This window comes from Streptomyces sp. NPDC006235 (assembly GCF_040613735.1).
Lineage (GTDB): Bacteria > Actinomycetota > Actinomycetes > Streptomycetales > Streptomycetaceae > Streptomyces.
The window spans coordinates 82,735-108,149 of record NZ_JBEXSR010000026.1 but is presented as its reverse complement, the minus strand read 5'-3'; the positions used below and the strand labels follow the sequence as shown (position 1 = coordinate 108,149).

The following is a 25,415-nucleotide window of genomic DNA, read 5'->3' as shown; positions in this document are numbered from 1 at the left end:
CCGCGCGCGAGGGGCCTCGCTCAGTAGGTCTCGCGGTACTCCCGCAGCAGCCTCTCGGTGCGCTGCGTCGAGGCGGCGCCCGCGGTCATGTGGTCGAGGACCTCCAGGTGCGCGGAGACCTCCTTGCGGGAGTCGAGGTAGAGCGCGCCGGTCAGGTACTCGGTGAAGACCATGTCGGGCAGTTCGGGCTCGGCGAAGCGGAACAGGGAGAACGGCGCGTACGTGCCCGGGTGCGGGCCGTCCTTGAACTCGGCGATCTGCAGCGTGACGCGGTCCCGCTCGGAGTACTCCAGCAGCTTGTCCAGCTGGTCCCGCATCACCTGGCCGTCGACGCTCACCGGCCGCCGCAGCACCGTCTCGTCCATGATCACCCACAGGTGCGGCGGGTTCGGGCGATCCAGCAGCCGCTGCCGCTCCATGCGCAGCGAGACGTGCCGCTCCACGGCCTGAGGCCCGGAGTTCCCGATGGTGCCGGCCTGCAGCACCGCACGCGCGTACCCCTCGGTCTGCAGGAGCCCCGGCACGAAGTGCGGCTCGTAGGACCGGATGATCCGGGCGGCGCCCTCCAGACTCACGTACAGGCTGAACCACTCGGGCAGCACGTCGTGGAACCGCTGCCACCAGCCCGGCCGGTTCGCCTCCTCGGCGAGTTCGACGAACGCGGTCACCTCGTCCTCGGCGACGCCGTACGCCGTCAGCAGGATCTGCACGTAGGGGATCTTGAGCGCGACGTCGGCGGTCTCCATCCGCCGGACCGTCGCGGGGGCGACGCGCAGCACCCGGGCGGCCTCGTCACGACTGAGGCCCGCCGCCTCGCGCAGCTCCTGCAGCCTCTTGCCCAGCACCACCTGGCCCACGGTCGGTGCGGCCCGCCGTTCACTCACGCCACGCCTCCCCAACGTGCCCCAGCCTGTGATCAGTCTGTCACGTTCCGACGGCAGTCTCACAGGGCCGCGGGCGAGAAGATCGCGGGAATCGGACGGGGCGCCGGGGCATTACCCCGCGGGTAATCGACCGGGCGCGCCCGGGACGGGATCGTGAACGCACCGGGTTCCGGGCCGGCGCACTCCGGCCCGGGACCCGGTACCCGCTGCCGCACCACGACACGACGGAGAGTGATGCACCATGTCCGCGACCCCGCTCGCCACGCTCGCCCGGACCAGCGCGCCGCAGTCGATGCTGCGCCGCTTCCTCGCCCTGGACGCGGCGGTGACCGGCACCAACGCGCTCGCCTACCTCGCGTTCTCCGGCCCGCTCGGCCGTTTCCTCGGCGTGGACCCCACGCTGCTGCTCGCCCTGGGCGCGTTCCTCACCGCCTACGCGGCGGGCGTGGGCCTGCTGGCCTCCCGCCGGCGGCCGCCGGCGCTCGGCGTGCGGGCCGTCGTGGAGGCCAACCTCGCCTGGACGGCGGTGAGCCTCGTGGCCCTGGCGCTGTGGCTCACGCCGAGCACGGCGGGCGCCGTGTGGACGGTGCTCCAGTCCCTCGTCGTGGCCGCGTTCGCCGCCCTCCAGTACACGGCGCTGAGGGCCCGTCAGGACAGGAGCGACTGAAGGTACTTGACCGTCGCCGGGTCGGCCGGGAGCAGCGTCTCGATGGCCAGCTCGGCGACGGTCACGTCCATCGGGGTGTTGAACGTGGAGATCGAGGAGATGAACGACAGCGTCCGCCCCTCGTGCTCGATCCGCAGCGGCAGCGCGAAGTACGGCACCGGCTCCGCCGGCTCCTCCACCGGATCCGCGTCGGGCACCGGATACGACGCCACCTCCTCGTACAGCGCCCGCAGCGGCTCGGAGCGGTGCAGCGCGATCTGCCGCTCCATCTGCTCCAGCAGGTGCCCGCGCCAGGCGCGCAGGTTGCGGATGCGCGGCGCCAGGCCCCGCGGGTGCAGGGCGAGCCGCATCGCGTTCAGCGGCGGTTCGAGCAGCGACTCGTCCACGCCGTCGACCAGCGCCATGATCCCCCGGTTGGCCGCCACGACGTCGTACACCGCGTCCACCACCAGCGCCGGATACGGCTCGTAGCCCCCGATCAGCCGTTCGATGCCCTCGCGCAGCGCGCCCAGCGCCGGGTCGTCCAGCGGCGTCTCGGGGTAACGCGGGGCGTAACCGGCCGCCAGCAGCAGCGCGTTGCGCTCCCGCATGGGGACGTCCAGGTGCTCGGCCAGCCGCAGCACCATCTCCTCGCTCGGCCGGGAGCGGCCCGTCTCGATGAAGCTGATGTGCCGGGCGGAGGAGTCCGCGCGCAGCGCCAGCTCCAGCTGGCTGACCCGGCGCTGTTCCCGCCAGGCCCGCAGCAGCGGCCCCACGCCCTGGTCGGTGGTGGACGGATGAGTGGTCATGCCGGGACCGTAGTCGAGAACCGGTCGCGCCGGACAGGTGCACCGCTGTGACCAGGGCCCCTGACGTCCCGCTGTGGCAGGCTGAGAAGGGAGAAGAGGTCTCCCGTGTCAGGGAAGGAGCGCTGCCCATGCCCGTCGAACCGCTGTCGCAGAAGGAGGTCGAGGACCGGCTGGCCGAGCTGCCGGGCTGGTCGCTCGACGGGGACCGCCTCACCCGCTCCTACCGGCTCGGATCGCACTTCGCGGCGACGGCGATGGTCGTGCACATCGCCCAGGTCCAGGAGGAGCTCGACCACCACTCCGACCTCACGCTCGGCTACAACACGGTGTCCCTGTCCGTGCACACGCACAGTGCGGGCGGCGCCGTCACCGAGAAGGACATCGAGCTCGCCCGCAGGGTGGAGGACCTGGCCCCCGGGCACGGGGCACACTGACCGGGTGCTCGACTACGACAAGGAAGCGGAGCGGTACGACGCCTCGCGCGGCGGTGAGCCCAGGGCGGCCGCCGCCGCGAACGCGGTGCTGAGCCTCGTGCCGCCGGACACGCGCAGCCTGCTCGACGTCGCCTGCGGCACCGGCATCGTGACCCGTCGGCTCGCGGCCGCGCGCGAGGGCATGCGGGTGACCGGCGTGGACCTCTCCCCGGCGATGGCCCGGCAGGCCACCGCCCGGCTGCCGGGTGCCGTGGTGCTCGCCGACAGCCGCCGGCTGCCCTTCCGGGACGGTGAGTTCGACGCCGTGTCCAGCGTGTGGCTGCTGCACCTGGCCGCCGGGCCCGCCGACGTCCGGACCATCGTCGGCGAGTGTGCCCGGGTGCTGCGGCCCGGCGGTGTCTGGGTCACCACGGTCGACAAGGCCGCCTCCCACAACGTGGGCAGTGACATCGATGTCGTCCTGTCCTCCCGCCCGCCCAGCCCGGTCCGGGACGCGGCGGCGGACGTCGAGACCCACGCCGCCGCCCACGGCCTGGTCCCGGCCGGGCAGGCACGCTTCCGCGGCCACGGTCAGGGCCGCAGCCCGCGCCGCACGGTCGCCGACCTGCGCAGAGGCTGGTTCGTCACCCTGCCGCCCGGCCACCCGCTCGCCGACGGCTTCGCCACCCGTCTGGCGGAACTCCCCGACCAGGACAGACCCCGCCCCGACCCGTACTTCACGCTCCGGGCGTTCCGGAAGCCGTGAGGGGCTGAAGTACGGCAACTCCCGCGCCCCCGGCGGCGACTGAGAGGCGGAACCCGCCCGTCCTTTCAGGAGGTCCGTCCCGTGAAGCACCCGCACAGGCACCGCAGACGCCGCCTGCTCCTGCCCGTCGCCGCCGTCACGGCGGCGCTCACCGGCGCCGGCCTGACCACGTTCGCCACCGGCGACACCGCCGAGGCGGCCACCGCCCGCCAGGTCGAGAAGCTGGACCGGGGCGTGGTCAGCGTCCACACCGGCAGCGGCAACCTGGTCAGCTGGCGCTGGCTGGGCACCGACCCGAACGACGTGTCGTTCAACGTGTACCGGGCCGGTACGAAGGTCAACGCGACCCCGGTCACCGGCTCCACGAACTACTTCCACTCCGGCGCCCCCTCGCACGCCGACTACACCGTCCGCGCGATCGTGAACGGCGTGGAGCAGGGGGACTCCGTTCACGCGATCCAGTTCCGCACCGGCTACAAGGACGTCCCGATCTCCCCGCCCGCGGGCGGCACGGCCCCGGGCAACTCGGCGTACACCTACGAGGCCAACGACGCCTCCCTGGGTGACCTGGACGGTGACGGTGCCCTGGACATCGTCCTGAAGTGGCAGCCGACCAACGCCAAGGACAACTCCCAGTCCGGCTACACCGGCAACACCATCGTCGACGGCATCAAGCTGGACGGCACCCGGCTGTGGCGTATCGACCTGGGGCGCAACATCCGCTCCGGGGCGCACTACACGCAGTTCCAGGTGTACGACTACGACGGCGACGGCAAGGCCGAAGTCGCCATGAAGACCGCCGACGGCACCCGCGACGGCACCGGCGCGGTCATCGGCGGTTCCTCGGCCGACCACCGCAACTCCAGCGGCTATGTGCTCTCCGGCCCCGAGTACCTGACGATGTTCAACGGGCAGACGGGCAAGGCGATGCAGAGCGTCGACTACGTCCCGGGCCGCGGCACCGTCTCCTCCTGGGGCGACAACTACGGCAACCGCGTGGACCGCTTCCTCGCGGGCACGGCCTACCTCGACGGCTCCCGCCCCTCCCTGATCATGGCGCGCGGCTACTACACCCGTACCGTCATCGCCGCCTGGGACTGGCGAGGCGGTCAGTTCACCCGCCGCTGGACGTTCGACACCAACTCCTCGACCAACAGCGGCAAGGGCTACGACGGTCAGGGCAACCACAGCCTGTCCGTCGCGGACGTCGACGCCGACGGCAAGGACGAGATCGTCTACGGCGCGATGACGGTCGACGACAACGGCAACGGCCTGTGGACGACCAGGCTGGGCCACGGCGACGCCGGACACGTGGGGGACCTCAACCCCTCCCGCGCGGGCCTGGAGTACTTCAAGGTCTCCGAGAACTCCGGCTCACCCGGCTCCTGGATGGCCGACGCCCGCACCGGCCAGATCCTGTGGCAGACGGCCTCCGGCTCCGACAACGGCCGCGGTGTCGCCGCCGACGTCTACGCCGGCAGCCCGGGCGCCGAGGCCTGGTCCGCCACCGACACCACCCTGCGCTCGGCGACCGGCGCCTCGCTCGGCCGGGAGCCGTCCAGCGTCAACTTCCTGTCCTGGTGGGACGGCGACCCGGTCCGCGAACTCCTCGACGGCACCCGCATCGACAAGTACGGCACCTCGGGCGACACCCGCCTGCTGACCGGATCCGGCGTCTCCTCCAACAACGGCACGAAGTCCACGCCCGTCCTGTCCGGTGACATCCTCGGCGACTGGCGCGAGGAGGTCGTCTGGCGCACCAGCGACAACACGGCGCTGCGCATCTACTCGACCCCGCACGAGACCAGCACGAAGATCACGACCCTGCTCCACGACACGCAGTACCGCACGGCCCTGGCCTGGCAGAACACGGCGTACAACCAGCCCCCGCACCCGAGCTTCTTCATCGGCAACGCGATGCCGACGGCTCCGAGGCCGACGGTCCACACCCCCTGAGAAAGCCGAGAGGGCGTATGCCGTCTCCGGCATACGCCCTCGTCGGGCACGGTCAGGCCACCGTGCAGCTCTGGTCACCCAGCTTGAACGCCGTCGGCTTCGTGTTCGTCCCCGACGAGTTCGCCGTGAAGCCGAAGCTCACGGTCGAGCCCGCCGCCACGTTGCCGTTCCAGCCGACGTTCTTCGCCGTCACCGCCGAACCCGACTGCGCGGCCTCGGCGTTCCACGCCTGGGTCAGCTTCTGGCCGTCGCTGAAGGACCAGCCGAGTGACCAGCCGCTCCAGGCGCCGGTGCCGGTGTTGGTGAGCTGCACGTCCGCCTGGAAGCCGCCCGACCACTGGCTGGTGACCTTGTACGTCACCTTGCAGGCACCGGCGGGGTCGGGGCCGGGCCCGGGGCCCGTGGTGCCGCCGTCGGAGCTGTCGCCGTAGATGACGCCACGGCCGTTGGTCGCCACGTACACCCTGCCGTACACCCTCGGGTCACCGGTGATGGCCGCGCCCGTCCAGCCCCACTGGTGGGCGTCGTCGTTGATGCGGGTCCAGTTCGCGCCCTTGTCCGTGGAGCGGAAGATGCCGCGCACGCCGCCGATCTTCGCGCTGGTGTAGAGCGTCTGGTAGGAGGCGCCGGGGGCCGCCTTGCCGAAGCCGATGGTGTCGGCCTGTTCGACGTTCGGCAGCTTCGTGAAGCTCGTGCCGCCGTCCGCCGAGTGCCACAGGCCGTACGCCCCGTCGCTCGCGCCGCCCGCCAGCCACACGTCGCCCTTACCGCCGGGCAGCGCCTTGAAGCGGACGCTGTCACCGCTGGGCAGCCCCGTCGCCGGTGACTCCTTGAACGTCGCCCCACCGTCCGTACTGACGTAGAACTTCCCCGACTTGAAGCCGTAGAAGGTCTTCGGGTCGACACGGTCCGACTCGACGATCGCCCCGGTGGGGATCCCGCCGGACGCCTGCCACGACGTGCCGAAGCCCGTCGTGTGGTGCACGCCGGCGCCCTCAGGGCTCCACACGAACCGGCTGCCGTCGGCCGCCGCCGCGACCGTGCCGCCGCCGCTCACACCCGAGGGGTCGGTCCCCGCGAACCAGTTGGCGCCGTTGTCCGTCGAGAACGAGATGTGCGGCCCCGAGTCGAGGTTGCCGACCCGGACGACCGTGTTCGGGTTCGACTCGGCGAAGTCCAGGCTCGTGGTCGTCGTGAAGTTCGGCTGGGTGAACATCATCGACGGGACCTTCGTCAGATCCGTGTGCCGGAAGCCGCCGATGTCACCCAGCGCGCTCAGCAGCGGCGCGCCCGACGGCGGTGACGCCAGGTCGTTGACCGCCGTCTCCTCCAGCCCCTGCACCATCGGCTTGACGGCGAACTTGCTTCCGCTGTCCCAGTTGGTGAGGTTCTCGGTGCCGTAGATCGTCGCGCCCGTCCCGTACATCATGCGGTTCGAGTTGAACGGGTCGATCTCCAGGGCTTCCGTCATCCACCCCAGCTTCGGCGTCTGCTCCGGCGGCTGCGGGTTGGCGCCCCAGGTCAGCCATGGCGAGGACGAGAGATCCATCGTGTAGCGGTTCTCGCGGTTCGGGTACGACGAGTAGTCCCAGGCCTTGGTCCAGGTGGCGCCGCTGTCCGTGGAGCGGAAGATCTGCGTGTCCGGCCACCAGGCGCTGTACGCGGTCGCCATCACCGTGCCCGGCTTCTGCCGGTCCACCGTCAGCCCGCTGAAGCCGTAGAAGGTATCGGCCTCCGCCACCGGGCTGATGTCCTTCCAGGTCCCGGTCCCGGTCGCGTACCGCCACAGCTGCCCCTTGCCGCCGTCGTACGGTCCGCCCTTGTCGCTGTAGGCGAGGTACAGATGGCCGTTCTTCGCGTCCAGCACGCCCTTGTGGGCGAGGTAGCCGGTGGGCTGCCCGGCCAGCCGCTGCCAGGTCGCGCCCGCGTCCGTCGAGCGGTACACCGCGTTGTCCTTGTCGGCGACCCCCACGTAGATCGTCTTCGTGGCGCTGCCCGACGTGCCCGTGGACTCGTCGAAGGTGACCCAGACGATGCCCTGGTTGTCGGAGGCGTAGCCGCTGGTGTCGCTCGGGTCCTGCGCGTAGTTGCCGACGTTGGGGAAGTTGGCCACCTGCGACCAGGTCACGCCCGAGTCCGTCGACCGCCACAGCCCCTTGCCGCTCGGCGCGCCCAGGTACAGCACGCTGTTCCGGTTCGGGTCGACGGCCAGCCGCTCGCCCATGCCCCGCCCCGGCATGTTGCCGCCCAGCTTGAACGGCAGATTCGCCTTCTGCCAGCTCGCCCCCCGGTTGGAGGAGCGCATGACCGCACCGTTCTTGGGATCCCAGCTGTTGGTGTACGTCCCGACCGCCGCGTACACCTTGTCGGGATCGACGGAGTCGGAGGCGATGCTGACGACCCCCGTGTGCCCCCAGTCGTCCCACCCGACGGAGTCCAGCAGCGGCGTCCAGGTCTTCGACGCCTCCTGCCACCGATAGGCACCGCCGATGTCGGTCCGGGCGTACGCGAGGTTCTTCTCGGTCCGGTTGAAGACGATCCCGGGGACAAAACCGCCCCCGTCGATCCGTGCGTTCTTCCAGGAGTACGTATCGGCGGCGATCTTCGTCGACGGCGGATCGGCGGCCAGGGCGACAGGAGCGCCCGACAACAGCCCGGCCGCCAACGCGAGCACGGCCGTGAGTATGCGGGTTCTTCGCACGGTGGGGTTCCTTCCGTGGGAGGGGGAACGTGCGAGAGCCGGGCGGCCCCCAGTGCGGGTGGGGACCGCCCGGCCGGTCGGCCCCGTCGTCAGGTGACGGGACCTCGAACGCAGAGCTTCGGACGCTGCTCAGGGGCGAGGGGAACTGCGCGACCAGCCACATACGGCCCGCAGACAACAACCGCCCAACCCGCGGAGCGCCCGGCGGGGGCTATTCGAGAAGCTCCGCGTACGAGCCCATGGCCAGGGCGATATCCGCCTGAGCCCAGAACCGGTGATACGTGAACGACGGCACCGCACCGCCCGCGAGATAACTCTCGATCTTCGACCAGGCGGGGTCGTCCTCGTAGAAGGACCGGATCGAGTCGAACGTCGACGACGAGTTGATCGCGTCACCGTTCGGCATCGTGCCCGTCCAGCCACTCGGGATCGACACCGGGTCGTCGAACCGGTTGTAGTCCGCGCGGTTCTCCGGGACGGCGACCCCGATGTCGTCCTGGTGGTTCGCCCACATCCCGTCCAGCAGCTTCTTCGCCGCCGCCGCGGCCTCCGTGTCACCGGAGCGGTCGGCGTAGTACGTCAGGGTCTTGGCGTACGAGGCCGCCACACCGACGTCGTTGGTGTAGTCGGCGACGGTGACGTGCAGCCCGCTGTTGGAGCCGGGGCTGGAGGCGTTCCAGGTGTCGGGCTGGCCCGACCACTGGAGCGTCGACGGGATGCGGAACGTGCCGTCCGGGTTGAACGTGGTCTTGGACAACGCCCAGTCGACCCACTTGTCGAGGACCGTCTTGGCCTGCGCGTTCCCCGTCTGCTGGTACAGCTCGGCGACCCGCTCCATGGACCACGCCTGGAAGCCGAACCACTGGTTGGACGGCGGGTCGTGGTAGACCGGCTTCTCGTCGTAGTACATGCCGTAGAACGTCGACTTCCCGGCGGGCGGGGTCGCGTACCGGCCCGCCCAGCTGTTGGTCGCGCCGCCGGCGATGGCACCCTCGTCGGACTGCAGCCAGCGGTAGAACTCCAGCTGCCGGTCCATGGACTTGGCCCAGTCCGCCGCGCCCGTCGCCGACTTGGGCTTCAGCGGAGCGTAGCTGCTCAGCGCGTACGCGGCGAGCGGGTTCTGGTAGCCGCCGTGGGCGTGGCTGGAGCCGATCCGCCAGGCCCAGCCGGCCGAGGTGTCGGTGGCGCCGCCCCAGGCGTAGTACCAGGACATCAGGTACATCGAGGCGTCCTTGCCGGTGCCCGCCGGGCAGGCCGAGGGGCCGACGCAGTTGCCGATCTTCTTGAAGTACTTGTCGAACATGGAGTAGCGCAGGTAGTCGCCCATCTTGGCCGCCTTGGCGACGGTCCCGGAGACCTGCCCGCCCTTGCCCTGCTCCTTCGCCCACAGGTCCGCCCAGTAGGCGGCCTGCACGGCGCGCGCGTCGGCGTCCGGCGCGTTGGTGAACTTCCACTGCTTGGCGTAGGAGGCGTCACCGGTGAACAGGTCCAGATAGCCGTTCTTGCCGCCGTACTTGAAGGCGTCACAGGTCGGCTGCGGCACCGTCTCCCACACCGACTCCTGCGGGCCGCGCTGGAAGGTGTTGATGTACGACGGGCCGGTGTCCGACGGCCCCGCCTCACACTTGCCGGGCGAGTTGCCGTAGCCGTAGACGTTGTCGACGTCCTGGAGCCAGTGCATGCCGTAGACGTCGTCCGTTCCGTACGCGCTCTTCAGCTCGGCCGCGATCGGGTCCCGGCCGACCGAGACGCCGGTGTCGAGCTTGGCCGGGTATTCGCCCGGTGTGTCCAGCTCGGGCGCGTAGGTCGCCGGCTTGGAGGCGTTGTAGAAGGAGTTGGTCGGCTGGTCGGCCTTGGTGGGGATCATGTACTTCTCCATGAGGTCCCACGCGCCGTTGAACTTGGACCAGTCACCGGTCACCTTGCCGTACATGGCCTGGAGCCACAGGAGGTAGCTGTACGCCTCCGAGGTGGTCTCGTGGCCGTGGTCCGGCGCCTCGACGATCAGCGTCTCGACCGAGTGGTAGGGAATGCCCTCGGGGGAGAAGTAGCCGTTCGCCGGGTTGGTGATCTTTCCGTAGAGCTCCAGGAAGCGGGCGTCGTAGGCCTTCGTCGCCGCCAGCTGGGTGACGGTGACCGAGGCCTTGGCGTGGCCCGCGGCCGTCGACTCGAACACGGCGGAACCCGTACCGGAGTTGGCCGCTGTCACGGTCACCTTCTGCGCGGTGTTCCAGTTCTGCGGGGTGAAGGTGAGCGAGGCGCCGCCGGTGACCGACAGGCCCGAGTTGCCGCTCGCCCTGGCCGACGTCACCGTCACGTTGGACGCCGGCTGCTTGGACAGCTTCACCTCGTACGTGCCCGATTTGCCAGACTGCACGCCCAGTTGGAGGGGCGAGGCGACGACGGTGGGGCCGGAGGCGACCGTGATGCCGACCGGGGTGGAGTCGGCGGAGGCGCCCATGCTGTCGTAGGCCTTCGCCGCCAGGGAATGACTGCCCACGGTCAAATCCGAGACGGACAGCGCGTAGGGTGCGCTGGTGTCCGTGCCCAGCAGCTTGGTGTCGTCGTAGAACTCCACCTTGCTGATCGTGGCGTTGTCCGCGGCGGCCGCGGTGGCCGCCAGCGGAACCGCCTCGCCCTGGGTGTAGACGGCGCCGGCGGCCGGGCTGGTCAGCACGGCGATCGGCGGCTGGTGCGCGCCGGTGCAGGGGGTGCCGTTGACCGCGAAGGACGTGGGCGCGGTGTTGCTGCCGCTGTAGCTGAACTGGGCGCCGGTGGAGACGGCGGCGCCCGCGGCGACCCGCCCGTTGTGGGCGGCGTTCTTGACGGTGATGTTCTGGCCGGACTGCGACCAGGTGCCGTTCCAGCCGTTGCCCAGCTTCTGGTTGCCGGAGTAGGCGTAGGTCAGCGTCCAGCCGTCGATGGCGTCCGTGCCGCGGTTGGTGAGGGTCAGGTCCGCGGTGAAGCCGGAGCCCCAGTCGTTCGTCTTGTAATCGACACTGCACTGAAGTGCGGCCGCCTGCGCGGTGGTCGACCCTGAGGAGAGCATCGTCAACGGAAGTGCGAGAGCTGCGAGCGCGGCGGTCCACAGACGCCGCACCGCTCTCCGCCTCCGGGGTGGGGGATGCATGGTGCTGGTTCCTCCTTGCGGCTCGGAGAAGTCAAGGCTTGAACCAGTGGGAGCGCTCCCATAGTGAGGACGGGTCAGGTACCGGTCAAGGTTTTTGAAGAGTCGAAAAGATTCGACGCCGTGTGTTGAGCGAAAGTCAGTGACTCCCCTGTTCTTTGCCGACACTTGGCGCTACCTTCCTTGACACCAGTGGGAGCGGTTCCATCAGTCGACGCGTCCGTCACGACGGGCCCGACCTGCACGGAGTCGCTCATGCGACACCCCTCGCGTTCAGTACTTAGAGCCGCCGCCCTCGCGGTCGTCCCCGGCTGCGCGAGTGCCGGTGCCGGGTTCCTCATGTCCTTGTCGGAGCGCGCCCTGAACGGCTGACACCCCCACCACCGAAAGGGAAACCCGCACTCATGAGCCGTACGAGAACAGCGTTACTGGCCGCCATGGCCCTGGTCGCCGGAGCGACCGGCACGGCGTTCGCCGTCGATCCGGGCGGGATCGGCACCGCCGCCGTCCCCTGCACCGTCGACTACAAGGTGCAGAACCAGTGGAACACCGGCTTCACCGCCGCCGTGACCATCACCAACAACAGTGCCGCGAAGTCGTCCTGGTCGCTGAAGTGGTCGTACGCCGGCAACCAGAAGGTCACCAGCGGCTGGAACGCCAAGATCAGTCAGAGCGGTGCCGACGTCACCGTGGCCAACGAGAGCTACAACGCCCAGCTCGCGACGGGCGGTTCGGTCAGCTTCGGCTTCCAGGGCTCCTACAGCGGCAGCAACGCGATCCCGGCCACCTTCACGCTCGACGGCGTGACCTGCAACGTGGACAGCGGCGGTCCCGGCGGCCCCACGGACCCGCCGGACCCGGGCGGCCCCGCCAACCGGGTGAACAACCCCTACGACGGCGCCAAGGTGTACGTGAACCCCGAGTGGTCCGCGAACGCCGCCGCCGAGCCGGGCGGCAGCCGCATCGCCAACCAGCCGACCGGTGTCTGGCTGGACCGGATCGCCGCGATCAACGGCGCCGGCGGCAAGATGGGCCTGCGCGCCCACCTCGACGAGGCGCTGCGCCAGAAGGGCTCCGGCGAGCTCGTCGTCCAGCTCGTCATCTACAACCTGCCCGGCCGTGACTGCGCCGCCCTCGCCTCCAACGGCGAACTGAAGCCCGACGAGATCGGCCGTTACAAGACGGAGTACATCGACCCGATCAAGGCGATCCTCGCCGATTCGAAGTACTCCTCGCTGCGGATCGTCACGACCGTCGAGATCGACTCGCTGCCGAACCTCGTCACCAACACCGGCAGCCGCCCGACGGCCACCCCGGCGTGCGACGTGATGAAGGCCAACGGCAACTACATCAAGGGCGTCGGCTACGCGCTGAACAAGCTCGGCGACGTGCCGAACGTCTACAACTACGTCGACGCCGGCCACCACGGCTGGATCGGCTGGGACGACAACTTCGCCCCCTCCGCGACCCTGTTCAAGGAGGCGGCGACCGCCGAGGGCGCGACCGTCAACGACGTCCACGGCTTCATCACCAACACGGCGAACTACAGCGCCCTGAAGGAAGACCACTTCTCCATCAGCGACAACGTGGCCGGCAAGTCCGTCCGCGAGTCGAAGTGGGTCGACTGGAACCGCTACGTCGACGAGCTGTCCTTCGCCCAGGCGTTCCGCAACCAGCTGGTCTCGGTCGGTTTCAACTCCGGCATCGGCATGCTGATCGACACCTCCCGCAACGGCTGGGGCGGCGCGAACCGGCCCACCGGCCCCGGCGCCCAGACCTCCGTCGACACCTACGTCGACGGCGGCCGCTACGACCGCCGCATCAATCCCGGCAACTGGTGCAACCAGTCCGGAGCCGGCCTCGGCGAGCGCCCGCAGGCCAGCCCGGCCGCCGGGATCGACGCCTACGTGTGGATGAAGCCCCCGGGCGAGTCCGACGGGGCGAGCAAGGAGATCCCGAACCCCGAGGGCAAGGGCTTCGACCGGATGTGCGACCCGACGTACGAGGGCAACCCGCGCAACGGCAACAACCCGTCCGGTGCCCTGCCGGACGCCCCGCTGTCCGGGCACTGGTTCTCCGCCCAGTTCCGGCAGCTGATGCAGAACGCGTACCCGCCGCTGTCCTGACCCGCTGACACCCCGTCCCCACGGATCCGCCGGGGCTTCGGCCCCGGCGGATCACTTTTTGCGGGGGCGGCAAGAGCGGTGGCCTTCCCCGGTGCGTCGGCGCAGGCTGACGGCATCCGAGGGAGAGGCTGAACACCATGGCGCACGACCACGACCACGAGCACAACCCGGAGCACGGGCAGGGCCATGGCCACCATCACGGCTCCACGGACATCGACTGGGCCGAGATGGGCCCGAAGCTGGAGTCACAGGCGGAGCTGTTCGCCTCCCTGTACGAACGGGCCATGGCCTGGCTGGCGCAGGAGGTGACCGAGCCGGGCCTGATCGTCGACGCGGGCAGTGGGCCGGGCGTCGTGTCGTGTCTGTTCGCCGAGACGTTCCCGGGCGCGCGGATCGTCGCAGTGGACGGCTCCGAGCCACTGCTGGAGCGGGCGCGGGCCCGGGCCGAGCGGCTGGGAGTCGCCGACCGCTTCGGCACGATCGTCGGTGAACTCCCGGATGTACTGGACCAGTTGGACTACCCGGCCGACCTGCTCTGGGCGAGCCGCAGCCTGCACCACCTGGGCGACCAGCGGGCCGCGCTCACCGCCTTCGCGGCTCGGCTGGCGCCCGGTGGCACGCTCGCCCTGATGGAGGGTGGTCTGCCGCCGCGGTACCTGCCGCGCGACTTCGGCATCGGACGGCCCGGACTGCAGGCGCGCATCGACGCGGTGGAGGCGGAGTGGTTCACGCGGATGCGGGCGGAGTTGCCGGGGCATGTCGCGGAGGCGGAGGACTGGCGGGGGCTGCTGGCCGCCGCGGGACTGAAGCACACCAGGACGCATACGTTCCTGCTCGACCTGCCCGCGCCTGCTTCGGAGCGGGCCCGGGGCTATGTCGTGGCGTCTCTGTCACACGTGCGCGAGAGGCTCGGGGGCGGGCTCGACTCGGAGGATCTCGCGACTCTTGATCGGCTGCTTGATCCCGACGACGAGGCGAGTCTGTACCGGCGGGCGGATGTGTTCGTCTTGGAGGCGCATACGGTGCACACGGCGGTTCGGGCGGCTGCCGGTTGATACGGGGTGCTCTGCGTTGGTGCTGAGGGCGGGTGGGTGCGCAGCCCGGCGTGGCGGGGTGCCGCTGCGCCCACCCGTGTCGCCTGGGGGCACCGCCAGGCCCTTAAGGCACTGGGGAGACACGACTGCCCGCAGCTAGGTGGCTGCGGGCAGTCGTGCGGATCAGGCGCCGTCGAATGTTGCCGGGTCGGGGCCCAGGCGGCGGTTCTCGTTGAGGGCGCTGATGGCCGCCAGGTCCTCCGTGTCCAGGCTGAAGTCGAAGACCTCGATGTTCTCCTTGATCCGCGCCGGTGTCACGGACTTGGGGATGACCACGTTGCCCAGCTGGATGTGCCAGCGCAGGACGACCTGGGCCGGAGTGCGGTTGTGCTTCCGGGCGATGGCCACGATCGCCGGGACCTCCAGCAGGCCCTTGCCCTGGCCGAGCGGCGACCAGGCCTCCGTGGCGATGCCCTGCTCCGCGTGGTACTCACGGGCCTCGCTCTGCTGGAGGTGCGGGTGCAGCTCGATCTGGTTCACGGCCGGGATGACCGACGTCTCGCCGATCAGCCGCTCCAGGTGCTCGGGAAGGAAGTTGGAGACACCGATGGCCCGGATCCGGCCGTCGGCGTGCAGCTTCTCGAACGCCTTGTACGTGTCGACGTAGGTGCCCCGGGCCGGCAGCGGCCAGTGGATCAGGTACAGGTCGACGAAGTCCAGGCCGAGCTTGTCCAGCGACGTGTCGAAGGCGCGCAGCGTCGAGTCGTACCCCTGGTCGGCGTTCCAGAGCTTCGTCGTGACGAACAGCTCCTCGCGGGGGAGACCCGACGCGCCGATGGCCTTGCCGGTGCCCTTCTCGTTGCCGTAGATCGCCGCTGTGTCGATGCTGCGGTACCCGGCCTCCAGCGCCGTCGCGACGGCCGACTCGGCCTCGTCGTCCGGCACCTGCCAGACGCCGAAGCCCAGCTGGGGCATCTCGACGCCGTTGTTCAGGATGATCGGGGGGACCTTGCTCACGAGCTCTCGATCCTTCGGTTTGTGGTCGGTGTACCTCCCATCGTCAACGATCACGAGCCGTGATGCATTCCTGACGGGAGAATTCCGGCGTGAGATTCACCTGTTACCTGGACATTCATGCCCGGTACAGTGCCTCGACCTCTTTCTCGTACGCCTTTTCGATCGCCTTCCGCTTCAGCTTCAGGGACGGGGTCAGCAGCCCGTGCTCCTCGGTGAACGGCTGGGCCAGGATGCGGAAGGTGCGGATGGACTCGGCCTGCGAGACAAGGGTGTTGGCCGCGACCACCGCGCGCCGCACCTCCGCCTCCAGATCCGCGTCGCGCACCAGCTCCGCCGCGGACATCCGCGGCTTGCCCCGCATCGTCAGCCAGTGCTCCACGGCCTCCTGGTCGAGGGTCACGAGGGCGGCGATGTACGGGCGGTCGTTGCCGACGACGATGCACTGGTTGACCAGTGGATGGTCACGGACGCGTTCCTCCAGCACGCCGGGCGAAACGCTCTTGCCGCCCGATGTGACCAGGATCTCCTTTTTGCGGCCGGTGATGGTGAGGTAGCCGTCCTCGTCGAGTGCGCCGAGGTCGCCGGTGGCCAGCCAGCCGTCGTGCAGGGTCTGGTCGGTCGCCTTGGGGTTGTTGAGGTACCCCTGGAAGACGTTCTGGCCGTGCAGCCAGATCTCGCCGTCGTCCGCGATGTGCACGGTCATGCCGGGGATGGGCTGCCCGACCGTGCCGAAGCGGGTGCGGCCGGGCGGGTTGGCGGTCGCGGCGGCCGTGGACTCGGTCAGGCCGTAGCCCTCGTAGATGTGCACGCCCGCCCCGGCGAAGAACAGGCCGAGCCGCCGGTCCATCGCCGAACCGCCCGACATGGCGTGCTTGATGCGGCCGCCCATCGCGGCGCGGATCTTGGCGTAGACGAGCTTGTCGAACAACTGGTGCTGCATGCGCAGGCCGGCGGACGGGCCGGGGCCGGTGCCCCAGGCCTTCGCCTCCATCGCGTCGGCGTACTTGATGGCGATGTCGACGGCCTTCTCGAACGGGCCGGAACGCCCCTCCTTCTCGGCCTTGCGGCGGGCCGCGTTGAACACTTTCTCGAAGATGTACGGCACGGCCAGGAAGAACGTCGGCTTGAACGCGGCCAGGTCGGGCAGCAGGGCCGCCGCGTTCAGCTGCGGCTGATGGCCGAACCTCACCTTGCCCCGGATCCCGGCGACCTGGACCATCCGCCCGAAGACGTGGGCGAGCGGCAGGAACAGCAGGGTGGCGGCCTCGTCGCCGCGCTTGGAGTGGAACACCGGCTCCCAGCGCTCGATGACGGTGTCCGCCTCGTACATGAAGTTGCCGTGCGTGATGACACAGCCCTTGGGGCGGCCGGTGGTGCCCGAGGTGTAGATGATCGTGGCGACCGAGTCGGGGGTGACGGCCTGGCGGTGGCGGTGCACCACCTCGTCGTCGAGGTGCGCGCCGGCGTCGTACAGCTCGTGCACGGCGCCGGAGTCGAGCTGCCACAGGCGCCGCAGCTGGGGCAGCCGGTCGATGACGGTGGCGATCGTCATCGCGTGGTCCTCGTGCTCCACGACCGCGGCCGTCACCTCGGCGTCGTACAGCATCCAGAAGCACTGCTCGGCCGAGGACGTCGGGTAGACCGGCACCACCTGGGCGCCGATCGTCCACAGCGCGTAGTCGAACAGCGTCCACTCGTAGCGCGTCCGCGACATGATCGCGACCCGGTCGCCGAACCGGATGCCGCTCGCCAGCAGGCCCTTGGCCAGGGCGAGCACCTCGTCGCGGAACTCGGCGCTGGTGACGTCCCGCCACTGCCCGGACTCGTCCTTGCGGCCCAGCGCGATGCGCAGCGGGTCCTCCCGGGCATGCTCGAAGACCACGTCGGCCAGACCGCCCACCGGAGGTGCCAACGCCAACGGAGGGTTGGTGAACTCGCGCAAACCCCGCTCCCCGCTCCTCAGCGCTTTTGTTGAGTGACGCTCCGCACAGCGCCGTGAAAGCTACCCCAACCGGGCAGAGGGCGGGAGGGGTGGCGAAGGCGAGCAGCACTCTTGTCCGCGCTGGTCAGGGAGGGAAAATGCGCCCACATGGGGAAGGGTCGGACAGAATCCTGACGGTTGAGTAAGTTTCGGAGCCGTAATCTCCACCGAATCTGTACGACCCCCTACGGCCCGAGGCTCCTCGTGCGCGGTGCTCGGCCGTCTCTTCTGTCAGCGCCCCTAAGGCGGATTTCGTCACTCCGGTTCAGTCGGTCGCCGCCCGCCAGGATCGCCGCGGCCAGGGCGTCCGCCGCTCCCTGGGCGGCGGGGCTCCGTCGGCCGTGGACCACGACGAAGTCGACCTGTCCCAGTTCCGGCAGCCCCGCCCGGTCCGGGATCCGGACCAGGCCCGGCGGGATGAGCCCGCGGGAGTGGGCCATCACACCGAGCCCCGCCCGGGCCGCCGCGACGAGGCCGTTGAGGGAGCCGCTCGTGCACACCACACGCCACTCGCGGCCCTGCCGCTCCAGCGCCTCCAGGGCGAGCGCGCGGGTGATGCCCGGCGGCGGGTAGACGATGAGCGGCACGGGACGGTCCGGGTCGAGCCGGAGGCGCTCCGCGCCGATCCACACCAGCCTGTCGTGCCGGACCAGCTCCCCGCGCGGATCCTCGGGCCGCCGCTTGGCCAGGACGAGGTCCAGCTGCCCGGCGGCGAGCTGCTCGTGCAGCGTGCCCGACAGCTCGACCGTCAGCTCCAGGTCGACCTCGGGGTGGTCGTGCCGGAAGCCTTCCAGGATCTCCGGCAGCCGGGTCAGCACGAAGTCCTCCGACGCGCCGAAACGCAGCCGGCCGCGCAGCCGGGTGCCCGTGAAGAACGCCGTCGCCTGCTCGTGCACCTCCAGGATCCGGCGCGCGAACCCGAGCATGGCCTCGCCGTCCTCCGTGAGCTCCACCGAGTGCGTGTCCCGGGTGAACAGCGTCCGCCCGGTGGCGTCCTCCAGCCGCCGCACGTGCTGGCTGACGGTGGACTGCCGCAGCCCGAGCCGCCGGGCGGCCTGCGTGAAGCTCAGCGTCTGCGCCACCGACAGGAAGGTGCGCAGATGGGCGGGGTCGTACATGTCCGCCAGGTTATCGCGGAACGTGATGACAGTGAGAGCGGTATGCGGGATTCCCGATCGCCGGGTCGGGGAGCAGGATGGAAGGGGGCCGTACCGGCCCTGTACCGCACGTGAGTACCGCACGTATGTACCGCCCGTAAGTCCCGAGCAAGTGGAGCACCGTGAAACGCCTGCGCCGGCCGCGTCGGATGCCGATCGACCCGTACATCCTTCTCCTCCTCGCGACGGTGGGTGTCGCCGCGCTGTTCCCGGCGCGCGGAGCGGTCGCGGATGTCGCGTCCGGTGCCTCGACGGCGGCGATCGCCCTGCTGTTCTTCCTCTACGGCGCCCGGCTGTCCACCCGTGAGGCCCTGGACGGGCTGCGCCATTGGCGGCTCCACGTCACCGTTCTGGCCTGCACCTTCGTCGTCTTCCCGCTGCTCGGCCTGGCGGCCCGCGGGCTGGTGCCGGTGATCCTGACGCACCCGCTGTACCAGGGCCTGCTCTTCCTCACGCTCGTCCCGTCGACCGTGCAGTCCTCGATCGCCTTCACCTCGATGGCCCGCGGCAACGTGCCCGCCGCGATCTGCGCGGGCTCCTTCTCCTCCCTCGTCGGCATCGTCGCCACCCCGCTGCTCGCGGCCTCGCTGCTCGGCGGCAGCGGCGGCGGGTTCTCCGCCGACTCGCTGCTGAAGATCGTGCTGCAACTGCTCGTGCCGTTCCTCGCCGGGCAGCTGCTGCGCCGCTGGATCGGCGGCTTCGTCACCCGCCACAAGAAGGTCCTCGCGCTGGTGGACCGCGGCTCGATCCTGCTCGTCGTCTACACCGCGTTCAGTCAGGGCATGGTCCAGGGCATCTGGCACCAGGTGAGCCCCCTCCGCCTGGGCGGGCTGCTCGTGGTCGAGGCCGTGATCCTCGCCGTGATGTTGCTGCTGACCTGGTACGGCGGCAAGGCGCTGGGCTTCGTCCGGGAGGACCGGATCACCCTCCAGTTCGCCGGCTCGAAGAAGTCCCTGGCCGCCGGACTGCCCATGGCGAGCGTCCTGTTCGGCCCGCAGGCCTCGCTGGCCGTGCTGCCGCTGATGCTCTTCCACCAGATGCAGCTGATGGTCTGCGCGGTGATCGCCAAGCGCCGCTCGCACGACCCCCGCCCGGAGGTCACCGGGGCGGAGCCAGCCGCAGCGTCACGAACCGCGGTCGGTACAGGGACACGTTCCGGCTGAGCTGGGCGGCGGCACCCGTCGTCTCCAGCCAGTTGACGTCGTAGCTCAGCACGAGACGTCCCTCGCCGCTCAGCACCGGGTGCGCCTGCGGGTTGTAGGCGGCCACCTGGCCCTGCGGCAGCGACGGGCTGAACTCCTTCGCGGGCCCGTGCCACGGCCCGGCCGGGGAGCACGCCCAGTAGGAGGCGACGGTGGTCAGGCCCTTCGCGCCCGCGGCCATCGTGAACAGCAGGTACGTCCCGCCGTCCCGGACGACCGAGAACGCGCTGCCCACGCCCCTGCGCTGCCCGTCCCCGAGCACCGCCCGGGGACGGGCGCCGGCCGCCCACGCCGAGCCGTTCCAGTACCGCCAGGCCGCCGGATCCCCGAGCCGGCCCTCCGGCACCCGCACCACGTAGGCGTGCGAGACCGGGCGGGAGGCGGCCCGGCCGTCGTCCCCGCCGAAGACGTACGTCCAGCCGTCCTCCTCGACCAGCGTCGTGCCGAACAGCACCCGCCGGGAGGGGTCCGGGACCAGCTGCTGGTCGAGCACCTTGACGACCGACTCCAGGCGCAGCTCGGGCAGCGACAGCGTGGCCACCTCGGTCGCGGTGGGCACGCCGTAGATCCACGGGGCCTGGCCGGCCGTGCGCACCCACAGCAGCACCCGGACGACCTGCTCCGAGGAGCCGGGGGAGCGGGGTTCGACGCGGGCGGCGACCGGCCAGCGCCACTGGTTCGGCGCCGGGTCGGCGAAGAGCGGGGCGGGGAGGGTGGTCTCCAGTCGGCCGTCGCGCATCAGCACGGCCGAGTTGCGCACCAGCGGCGCGGTGGTGTCCCGCCAGGCGTGGGACTCACCGGCCGGGTTGGGCGGGCCGTACACCCGGCCCAGGTAGGTGTCGGAGAACAGCCACAGCACCCTGCCGTCCGGCAGCCGCACCGAGTGCGTGCCGTCACCGCCGGTCCAGTCGTCGGTGCGGGCCGCGTCGTCGCCGTAGCGGGCGAACTCGGCGGTGAGGCCGTCGTCCGCCTGCCAGGAGCGCACGGTGCGCGCCCGGCAGGCGGCCTCGTCGTCCGGACTCTCGTCCTCCGGGAGGGCGATGAGCAGCGCGGCCCCGAGAACCAGGACCAGCAGCAGGCCGATCCCGGTTCCCGTGCGCTGTCGTGCTCGTGCTGCTTCTGCGTCGTCGGGCACGTGGCGTGACGTTAGTTGCTGCCGCTCACCCGGTCCATGGGGAGCCACAGCACCGTGCCCCTGGTGGCCGCGCCCTTGGTGCCGGCGCCCAACTCCCTGTCGCTGAGAGCCCGGTTCCAGACGCGGACGTCGTCGATCGCCCCCGTCAGGAACGCCCGGCTGTCCATGCGCTGGCCGATGTGCACGCCGAACGGGGAGTTACGGCTGACCGAGCCCGGCACGTCCGGAGTGCTGATCGGCGTGCCGTCGAGGAAGAGGGTCAGGTGCCCGCCGCCCCGGCGCAGGACCAGGTGGTGCCAGCGGCCGTCGTTGTGGGCGCCGTCGGTCCACACCGAGGCCGTCCGGAGGGTCGTCGCGCCCGACCGGGTGGTGATGAGCGCCCGGACCCGGTCGCTCGCCGGTTCCCCGCGCAGCCAGACCTGCGGCTGGGTGCTGCCGATGCCGCCCATCCACAGGAAGGGCTGTTCGCCGGTCGTGGCCGTGTAGCGGAAGAACAGCGAGGCCGTGAAGTCCCCCTCGCCGAGCGGCAGGCGGGACCGGTAGGGCAGGCGTACGGCGTCGTCGGTGCCGTCGAAGGACAGCGCGCTGCCGCGGACACCGGCCGTCCGCCCGGCATCGCCGAGGACGGCCGCGGGCCGCGCGCCCGGTGCCGCGTCGAGGGTGGTCGGGTCGGCGCCACGGCGCGGTTTGAGCCAGTCCTCGGTGAAGCGGGCGAAGCGGATCTCGTCGCGGGCGTCGACCGCGCCGCCCTCGTACAGCAGGCCGACCGTCGAGGCGTCAACCGCCGCCATGTCGGAGTAGCCGGACCAGTCCGTGGTGACGACCGTGCCCCGGTCCACGCTGTCCCAGGTGCGCCCGCCGTCGTAGGAGGAGCGGACCGTCATGGTCCGGCGGCGGTCGGGATCGGCCGGGGCGGAGAGCAGCATCCGGTGGCCGAGGCGCAGCGTCGCGCCCTGGACCTGCGGGGTGTACAGGTCCGGGAGGGCGCGGAAGGGCGTGGCGAAGCTGTCGCCGCCGTCCAGGCTGAGGGTCTGGGAGCGGTGCCCCAGGTCGGTGCCGTCCTGTTCGCGGCCGCTGACGAGGACGGCCCCGTCGGCCCGTTCGGTGAGCGTCACCTCGGAGGGCTTCTGCCGGAACATGCCGTCCTGCGCTATCGGCCAGGAGTCCGTGGCTCCGATCCGCCAGTGGTCGCCGCCGTCGTCGCTGACGATGAGCGCGGCGTGGTTGGCGCTGACCCGGCTGCCGTTCCAGGTCTCGGTGTTGACGCCGAAGACCAGCCGCCCGGCGTGCTTGCCGCGGGTGAGCTGGATGCCGTGCACGGGCCCGGTGGCGTACCAGGAGTTCCAGTGGCCGGGCAGGATCTGCTCGCTCAGGTCGCGCGGCTCGGACCAGGTCCGGCCGTCGTCGTCGCTGTACTGGAGGTGCGGGGTGCGGTCGCAGGGGACGGTGCAGTTGCCGGCGTCCGTACGGCCCGGGTTGTACGTCTCGGCCAGCAGGATCCGGCCGGTCCTGCGGTCCACGAGGGGCGCCGGGTTGCCGTGCGTGTCGCCCGCGCCCTCGTTGACGACCTGGAGCGGTCCCCAGGTGCGGCCGCCGTCGGTGGAGCGCTTGAGGACGATGTCGATGTCGGCCGCGTCACCGCAGTTGAGGACGCGGCCCTCGGCGAAGGCGAGCAGTGTGCCGGCCGTGGTCCGCACGATCGCGGGGATCCGGAAGCACGCGTAGCCGGGGTCCTGCGAGGCCTTGAAGAGGACCTGTTGCTCGAACTCCGGTAAGGCGGTGACGGGTTGGGCGCGGGCCGGGCCGACGGGCGCGAGCAGCGCCGCGGCGGTGAGGACGGCTGTCAGGGTGGATCTCAGACGTGCGCGAAGTCTTGACGGCATGGTGCGACCTGCCCTTCATGCGTCTGTCGGCTGGACCACCGAGGCACGGGAACGGAAATCCGGAGGTCGGAAGTCCGAGGCGCGGACATTCGGTCAATCGGACATCCCACGTCCCATGTGTGGGGCCACAGACGGTACTTGGCTTCACAGACCCCCCACAAGGAGCGTGCGTCAGGGGATCAGGACGACCTTGCCGAGGTTGGCCCTCGCCTCGATCTCCCCGTGTGCCTTGGCCGCGTCCTGAAGGGCGAACTCCCCGTGCACGAGGGGCCTGACCTCGCCGGCCGCGAACAGCCGCCACAGTTCCTCGCGCCACTGCTCGTACAACTCCGGTTTCCCGCGCGCGACACGGGCCATCTGGAACCCGATGACCGACTTGGCGCCGGCGAGCAGGTCGTACGCCTGGACGGTGCCGCCGCCCGAGCTGTACGCCACCAGCCGTCCCTCCGGGGCGAGTGCGGCGAGGGCCGGGGTGAGCAGCTCGCCGCCGACCGCGTCCAGGGCGTAGTCGACCGGGGCGCCCCAGGTGTCGTCGCCGTAGGTGACGACGTGGTCGGCGCCGAGGCCGCGGACGAAGCCGGCCTTGGCCGGGTCGGAGACGGCCCCCACGACCCGTCCGGCGCCCCGCGTCCTGGCCAGTTGCACGGCCAGGTGCCCGACACCGCTCGCCGCGGCGGTCACAAGGGCCGCTTCCCCCGGCTCGGGCCGTGCCGCCTCCAGGGCGCCGAGGGCGACCAGGCCGCCGCGGACCAGGGCGACGGCCGTGACGGCGTCGGCGTCCGCCGGGACCGGGGAGGCCATGGCCTCGTGCAGGAGCGCGAAGTCGGCGTAGCCGTGGCCGAAACAGAGCCCCGTCACGCGGTCGCCGGTGCCGAAGCGGGTGACGCCCTCGCCGACGGCCGTGACCTCCCCGGCGATCTCGCCGCCGAGCGGGACCGGCTCCGCCGCCTCGCCGACCTTGCGGACGACCGGGAGCGTGACGCCGATCGCCTCCGCGCGCACGAGCAGCTCTCCGGGGCCCGGCTCGGGCACCGGTGCCTCCTCCAGGAACAGGGGGCCGCCTCGGGATTCGTAGCGGACGCGGCGCATCGCACCTCCGGATGTCGTCGGTAACCCCAACGAGTTCGTTGGGGTGCCCAACGGTATAGGAGAGTCATAGGGAGAACCAACGATTTCTTGGTTAGGCTGCGGCCATGTCGGAAGCCCCCCTCCCCGCGATCCGCTCCCTGCCCAGCTGGCTGCTCGGCCGTGCCGCCGCACGCGGCCGGGCCCTGGTGGCCGCGGCACTGGCCGAGCAGGACATGCGGATGTGGCACCACGTGGTGCTGTCCGCCGTCCGCGACCTCGGCCCCGTCGCGCAGGCCGACCTCGGCCGCGGGGTCCGGCTGGACCCCAAGGACCTGGTCGGCGTCCTGAACGACCTGCAGGCGGCGGGCCTGGTGGTGCGCGAGCCGGACCCGAAGGACCGGCGGAAGAACGCGGTGTCCCTCACCGCCCGGGGAGCCCGGCTGCTGACGCGCTGCGAGAAGGCGGCCCGCGCCGCCAACGACGAGCTGCTCGCCCCGCTGTCGGCGGCCGAACGCGAGCAGTTCACGAGCATGCTGCTGCGGATATCCGGCACCGCGGACTGACACTCCAGGGCCCGGCAGGCCGAGACGGGGCCCCTGCGGCGCAGGGGGCGCTCCCCGCCGGTCGGGGCCCCGCCGCCGTGTCGCGGAAGGAGCCTGGTCAGCCCTGGGCGGCCGCGGCCCGCAGGGCGATCCGGTCCTCACCCGCGTACACGTTCATGGAGCTGCCCCGCAGGAAGCCCACCAGCGTCAGGCCCGTCTCGGCGGCCAGATCCACCGCCAGCGAGGACGGCGCCGACACCGCCGCCAGGACCGGGATACCGGCCATCACGGCCTTCTGCGCCAGCTCGAAGGAGGCGCGGCCCGAGACGAGCAGGATCGTCCGGGACAGCGGCAGCTCCCCGTTCTGCAGGGCGCGGCCGACCAGCTTGTCGACCGCGTTGTGCCGGCCCACGTCCTCCCGGACGTCCAGCAGCTCGCCCTCCTGTGAGAAGAGGGCCGCCGCGTGCAGGCCGCCGGTCCGGTCGAAGACCCGCTGGGCGGCACGCAGCCGGTCGGGCAGGTCCGACAGCAGCTCGGGAGTGACCCGGACCGGGGGAGTGTCGGCGATGGGCCAGCGGGCCGTCGTCCGCACCGCGTCCAGCGAGGCCTTGCCGCACAGCCCGCAGGAAGACGTCGTGTAGACGTTCCGCTCCAGCGTGATGTCGGGGATCACCACCCCGGGGGCCGTCTGCACGTCGACCACGTTGTACGTGTTCGAGCCGTCGGCCGTGGCCCCGGCGCAGTAGACGATGTTCCGCAGGTCCCGCTGCCCGCCGAGCACCCCCTCGCTCACCAGGAAGCCCGCCGCCAGCGCGAAGTCGTCGCCCGGCGTGCGCATGGTGATCGCCAGGGGCTTGCCGTTCAGCCGGATCTCCAGGGGCTCCTCGGCGACGAGCGTGTCCGGACGGCTGGAGACCGCCCCGTCGCGGATGCGGAGCACCTTGCGTCGTTCCGTGACTCGTCCCATG

19 protein-coding genes are annotated in these 25,415 nt (G+C 71.0%); 8 read left to right on the top strand and 11 right to left on the bottom strand.

Translation table 11 applies throughout. From position 1 onward, the window contains the following. Positions 1-20 precede the first annotated feature (20 nt). Positions 21-884 carry a helix-turn-helix transcriptional regulator gene (locus tag ABZ192_RS27085; RefSeq protein WP_356927061.1) on the bottom strand — a complete coding sequence of 288 codons (864 nt, stop codon included), beginning with the start codon at positions 882-884 and terminating at the stop codon, positions 21-23. Between the two features lie 241 nt (positions 885-1,125). On the opposite strand from ABZ192_RS27085, the gene ABZ192_RS27080 reads away from it, so the two are divergent. Continuing rightward, positions 1,126-1,551, top strand: coding sequence for a hypothetical protein (locus ABZ192_RS27080; RefSeq protein ID WP_356927060.1), 426 nt, complete (start codon positions 1,126-1,128; stop codon positions 1,549-1,551). On the opposite strand, the gene ABZ192_RS27075 is transcribed toward ABZ192_RS27080, so the two are convergent. Further along, positions 1,533-2,339, bottom strand: a complete 807-nt coding sequence (locus ABZ192_RS27075; protein ID WP_356927059.1) for a helix-turn-helix domain-containing protein — start codon at positions 2,337-2,339, stop codon at positions 1,533-1,535. The two genes, ABZ192_RS27080 and ABZ192_RS27075, sit on opposite strands and share 19 nt — an antisense overlap. 128 nt (positions 2,340-2,467) lie before the next feature. Here ABZ192_RS27075 and ABZ192_RS27070 point away from each other — a divergent pair, with 128 nt between their 5' ends. From ABZ192_RS27070 to ABZ192_RS27060, 3 genes are all read left to right on the top strand, one after another. After that, positions 2,468-2,773 carry a 4a-hydroxytetrahydrobiopterin dehydratase gene (locus ABZ192_RS27070; RefSeq protein ID WP_356927058.1) on the top strand — a complete coding sequence of 102 codons (306 nt, stop codon included), beginning with the start codon at positions 2,468-2,470 and terminating at the stop codon, positions 2,771-2,773. A gap of 4 nt (positions 2,774-2,777) precedes the next feature. Then, positions 2,778-3,518, top strand: coding sequence for a class I SAM-dependent methyltransferase (locus tag ABZ192_RS27065; RefSeq protein WP_356927057.1), 741 nt, complete (start codon positions 2,778-2,780; stop codon positions 3,516-3,518). An 81-nt stretch (positions 3,519-3,599) separates the two neighbouring features. Next, on the top strand, positions 3,600-5,474 hold the full coding sequence (locus ABZ192_RS27060) for a rhamnogalacturonan lyase (protein WP_356927056.1): 1,875 nt from the start codon (positions 3,600-3,602) through the stop codon (positions 5,472-5,474). A gap of 52 nt (positions 5,475-5,526) precedes the next feature. Here ABZ192_RS27060 and ABZ192_RS27055 read toward each other — a convergent pair whose 3' ends face one another. Continuing rightward, positions 5,527-8,175 carry a cellulose binding domain-containing protein gene (locus ABZ192_RS27055; protein WP_356927055.1) on the bottom strand — a complete coding sequence of 883 codons (2,649 nt, stop codon included), beginning with the start codon at positions 8,173-8,175 and terminating at the stop codon, positions 5,527-5,529. A 211-nt stretch (positions 8,176-8,386) separates the two neighbouring features. Continuing rightward, complete coding sequence (locus ABZ192_RS27050) at positions 8,387-11,305, bottom strand: glycoside hydrolase family 48 protein (RefSeq protein WP_356927054.1); 2,919 nt, start codon at positions 11,303-11,305, stop codon at positions 8,387-8,389. A 401-nt stretch (positions 11,306-11,706) separates the two neighbouring features. Here ABZ192_RS27050 and ABZ192_RS27045 point away from each other — a divergent pair, with 401 nt between their 5' ends. Next, positions 11,707-13,428: a glycoside hydrolase family 6 protein gene (locus ABZ192_RS27045; RefSeq protein ID WP_356927053.1), complete on the top strand. Its 1,722-nt coding sequence runs from the start codon at positions 11,707-11,709 to the stop codon at positions 13,426-13,428. Between the two features lie 137 nt (positions 13,429-13,565). Next, entirely contained in the window at positions 13,566-14,483 is a 918-nt protein-coding gene (locus ABZ192_RS27040; RefSeq protein ID WP_356927052.1) for a class I SAM-dependent methyltransferase, read from the top strand. Positions 14,484-14,645: 162 nt separating this feature from the next. On the opposite strand, the gene ABZ192_RS27035 is transcribed toward ABZ192_RS27040, so the two are convergent. From ABZ192_RS27035 to ABZ192_RS27025, 3 genes are all read right to left on the bottom strand, one after another. Continuing rightward, complete coding sequence (locus ABZ192_RS27035; protein ID WP_356927082.1) at positions 14,646-15,437, bottom strand: aldo/keto reductase; 792 nt, start codon at positions 15,435-15,437, stop codon at positions 14,646-14,648. A 157-nt stretch (positions 15,438-15,594) separates the two neighbouring features. Then, positions 15,595-17,421, bottom strand: a complete 1,827-nt coding sequence (locus ABZ192_RS27030) for an AMP-dependent synthetase/ligase (RefSeq protein ID WP_356927051.1) — start codon at positions 17,419-17,421, stop codon at positions 15,595-15,597. Positions 17,422-17,645: 224 nt separating this feature from the next. Continuing rightward, positions 17,646-18,578: a LysR substrate-binding domain-containing protein gene (locus ABZ192_RS27025; protein ID WP_356927050.1), complete on the bottom strand. Its 933-nt coding sequence runs from the start codon at positions 18,576-18,578 to the stop codon at positions 17,646-17,648. 188 nt (positions 18,579-18,766) lie between these two features. On the opposite strand from ABZ192_RS27025, the gene ABZ192_RS27020 reads away from it, so the two are divergent. After that, complete coding sequence (locus ABZ192_RS27020) at positions 18,767-19,780, top strand: bile acid:sodium symporter family protein (protein WP_356927081.1); 1,014 nt, start codon at positions 18,767-18,769, stop codon at positions 19,778-19,780. Here ABZ192_RS27020 and ABZ192_RS27015 read toward each other — a convergent pair. The 3 genes from ABZ192_RS27015 to ABZ192_RS27005 all read right to left on the bottom strand — a co-directional run bounded on the left by ABZ192_RS27015 (position 19,716) and on the right by ABZ192_RS27005 (position 23,926). Further along, entirely contained in the window at positions 19,716-20,954 is a 1,239-nt protein-coding gene (locus tag ABZ192_RS27015; RefSeq protein ID WP_356927049.1) for a DUF4185 domain-containing protein, read from the bottom strand. The two genes, ABZ192_RS27020 and ABZ192_RS27015, sit on opposite strands and share 65 nt — an antisense overlap. Positions 20,955-20,965: 11 nt before the next feature. Beyond that, positions 20,966-22,837: a sialidase family protein gene (locus ABZ192_RS27010; protein WP_356927048.1), complete on the bottom strand. Its 1,872-nt coding sequence runs from the start codon at positions 22,835-22,837 to the stop codon at positions 20,966-20,968. A 171-nt stretch (positions 22,838-23,008) separates the two neighbouring features. Continuing rightward, positions 23,009-23,926: a zinc-binding dehydrogenase gene (locus tag ABZ192_RS27005; RefSeq protein WP_356927047.1), complete on the bottom strand. Its 918-nt coding sequence runs from the start codon at positions 23,924-23,926 to the stop codon at positions 23,009-23,011. 104 nt (positions 23,927-24,030) lie between these two features. Between ABZ192_RS27005 and ABZ192_RS27000 the strand changes: the two genes are divergently transcribed. Beyond that, positions 24,031-24,468 carry a MarR family winged helix-turn-helix transcriptional regulator gene (locus ABZ192_RS27000; protein WP_356927046.1) on the top strand — a complete coding sequence of 146 codons (438 nt, stop codon included), beginning with the start codon at positions 24,031-24,033 and terminating at the stop codon, positions 24,466-24,468. A gap of 97 nt (positions 24,469-24,565) precedes the next feature. Here ABZ192_RS27000 and fdhD read toward each other — a convergent pair whose 3' ends face one another. Next, on the bottom strand, positions 24,566-25,414 hold the full coding sequence (gene fdhD / locus ABZ192_RS26995) for a formate dehydrogenase accessory sulfurtransferase FdhD (RefSeq protein ID WP_356927045.1): 849 nt from the start codon (positions 25,412-25,414) through the stop codon (positions 24,566-24,568). Position 25,415: the final 1 nt, after the last annotated feature.

Excerpts from the sequence above, each read along its gene's own strand:
- ABZ192_RS27035 (WP_356927082.1), bottom strand. The coding sequence starts at position 15,437 with ATGCCCCAGCTGGGCTTCGGCGTCTGGCAGGTGCCGGACGACGAGGCC.
- ABZ192_RS27045 (WP_356927053.1), top strand. The coding sequence starts at position 11,707 with ATGAGCCGTACGAGAACAGCGTTACTGGCCGCCATGGCCCTGGTCGCC.
- ABZ192_RS27075 (WP_356927059.1), bottom strand. The coding sequence starts at position 2,339 with ATGACCACTCATCCGTCCACCACCGACCAGGGCGTGGGGCCGCTGCTG.
- ABZ192_RS27020 (WP_356927081.1), top strand. The coding sequence starts at position 18,767 with ATGCCGATCGACCCGTACATCCTTCTCCTCCTCGCGACGGTGGGTGTC.
- ABZ192_RS27005 (WP_356927047.1), bottom strand. The coding sequence starts at position 23,926 with ATGCGCCGCGTCCGCTACGAATCCCGAGGCGGCCCCCTGTTCCTGGAG.
- ABZ192_RS27025 (WP_356927050.1), bottom strand. The coding sequence starts at position 18,578 with ATGTACGACCCCGCCCATCTGCGCACCTTCCTGTCGGTGGCGCAGACG.
- ABZ192_RS27040 (WP_356927052.1), top strand. The coding sequence starts at position 13,566 with ATGGCGCACGACCACGACCACGAGCACAACCCGGAGCACGGGCAGGGC.
- fdhD (WP_356927045.1), bottom strand. The coding sequence starts at position 25,414 with ATGGGACGAGTCACGGAACGACGCAAGGTGCTCCGCATCCGCGACGGG.
- ABZ192_RS27050 (WP_356927054.1), bottom strand. The coding sequence starts at position 11,305 with ATGCATCCCCCACCCCGGAGGCGGAGAGCGGTGCGGCGTCTGTGGACC.
- ABZ192_RS27010 (WP_356927048.1), bottom strand. The coding sequence starts at position 22,837 with ATGCCGTCAAGACTTCGCGCACGTCTGAGATCCACCCTGACAGCCGTC.
- ABZ192_RS27080 (WP_356927060.1), top strand. The coding sequence starts at position 1,126 with ATGTCCGCGACCCCGCTCGCCACGCTCGCCCGGACCAGCGCGCCGCAG.
- ABZ192_RS27000 (WP_356927046.1), top strand. The coding sequence starts at position 24,031 with ATGTCGGAAGCCCCCCTCCCCGCGATCCGCTCCCTGCCCAGCTGGCTG.
- ABZ192_RS27070 (WP_356927058.1), top strand. The coding sequence starts at position 2,468 with ATGCCCGTCGAACCGCTGTCGCAGAAGGAGGTCGAGGACCGGCTGGCC.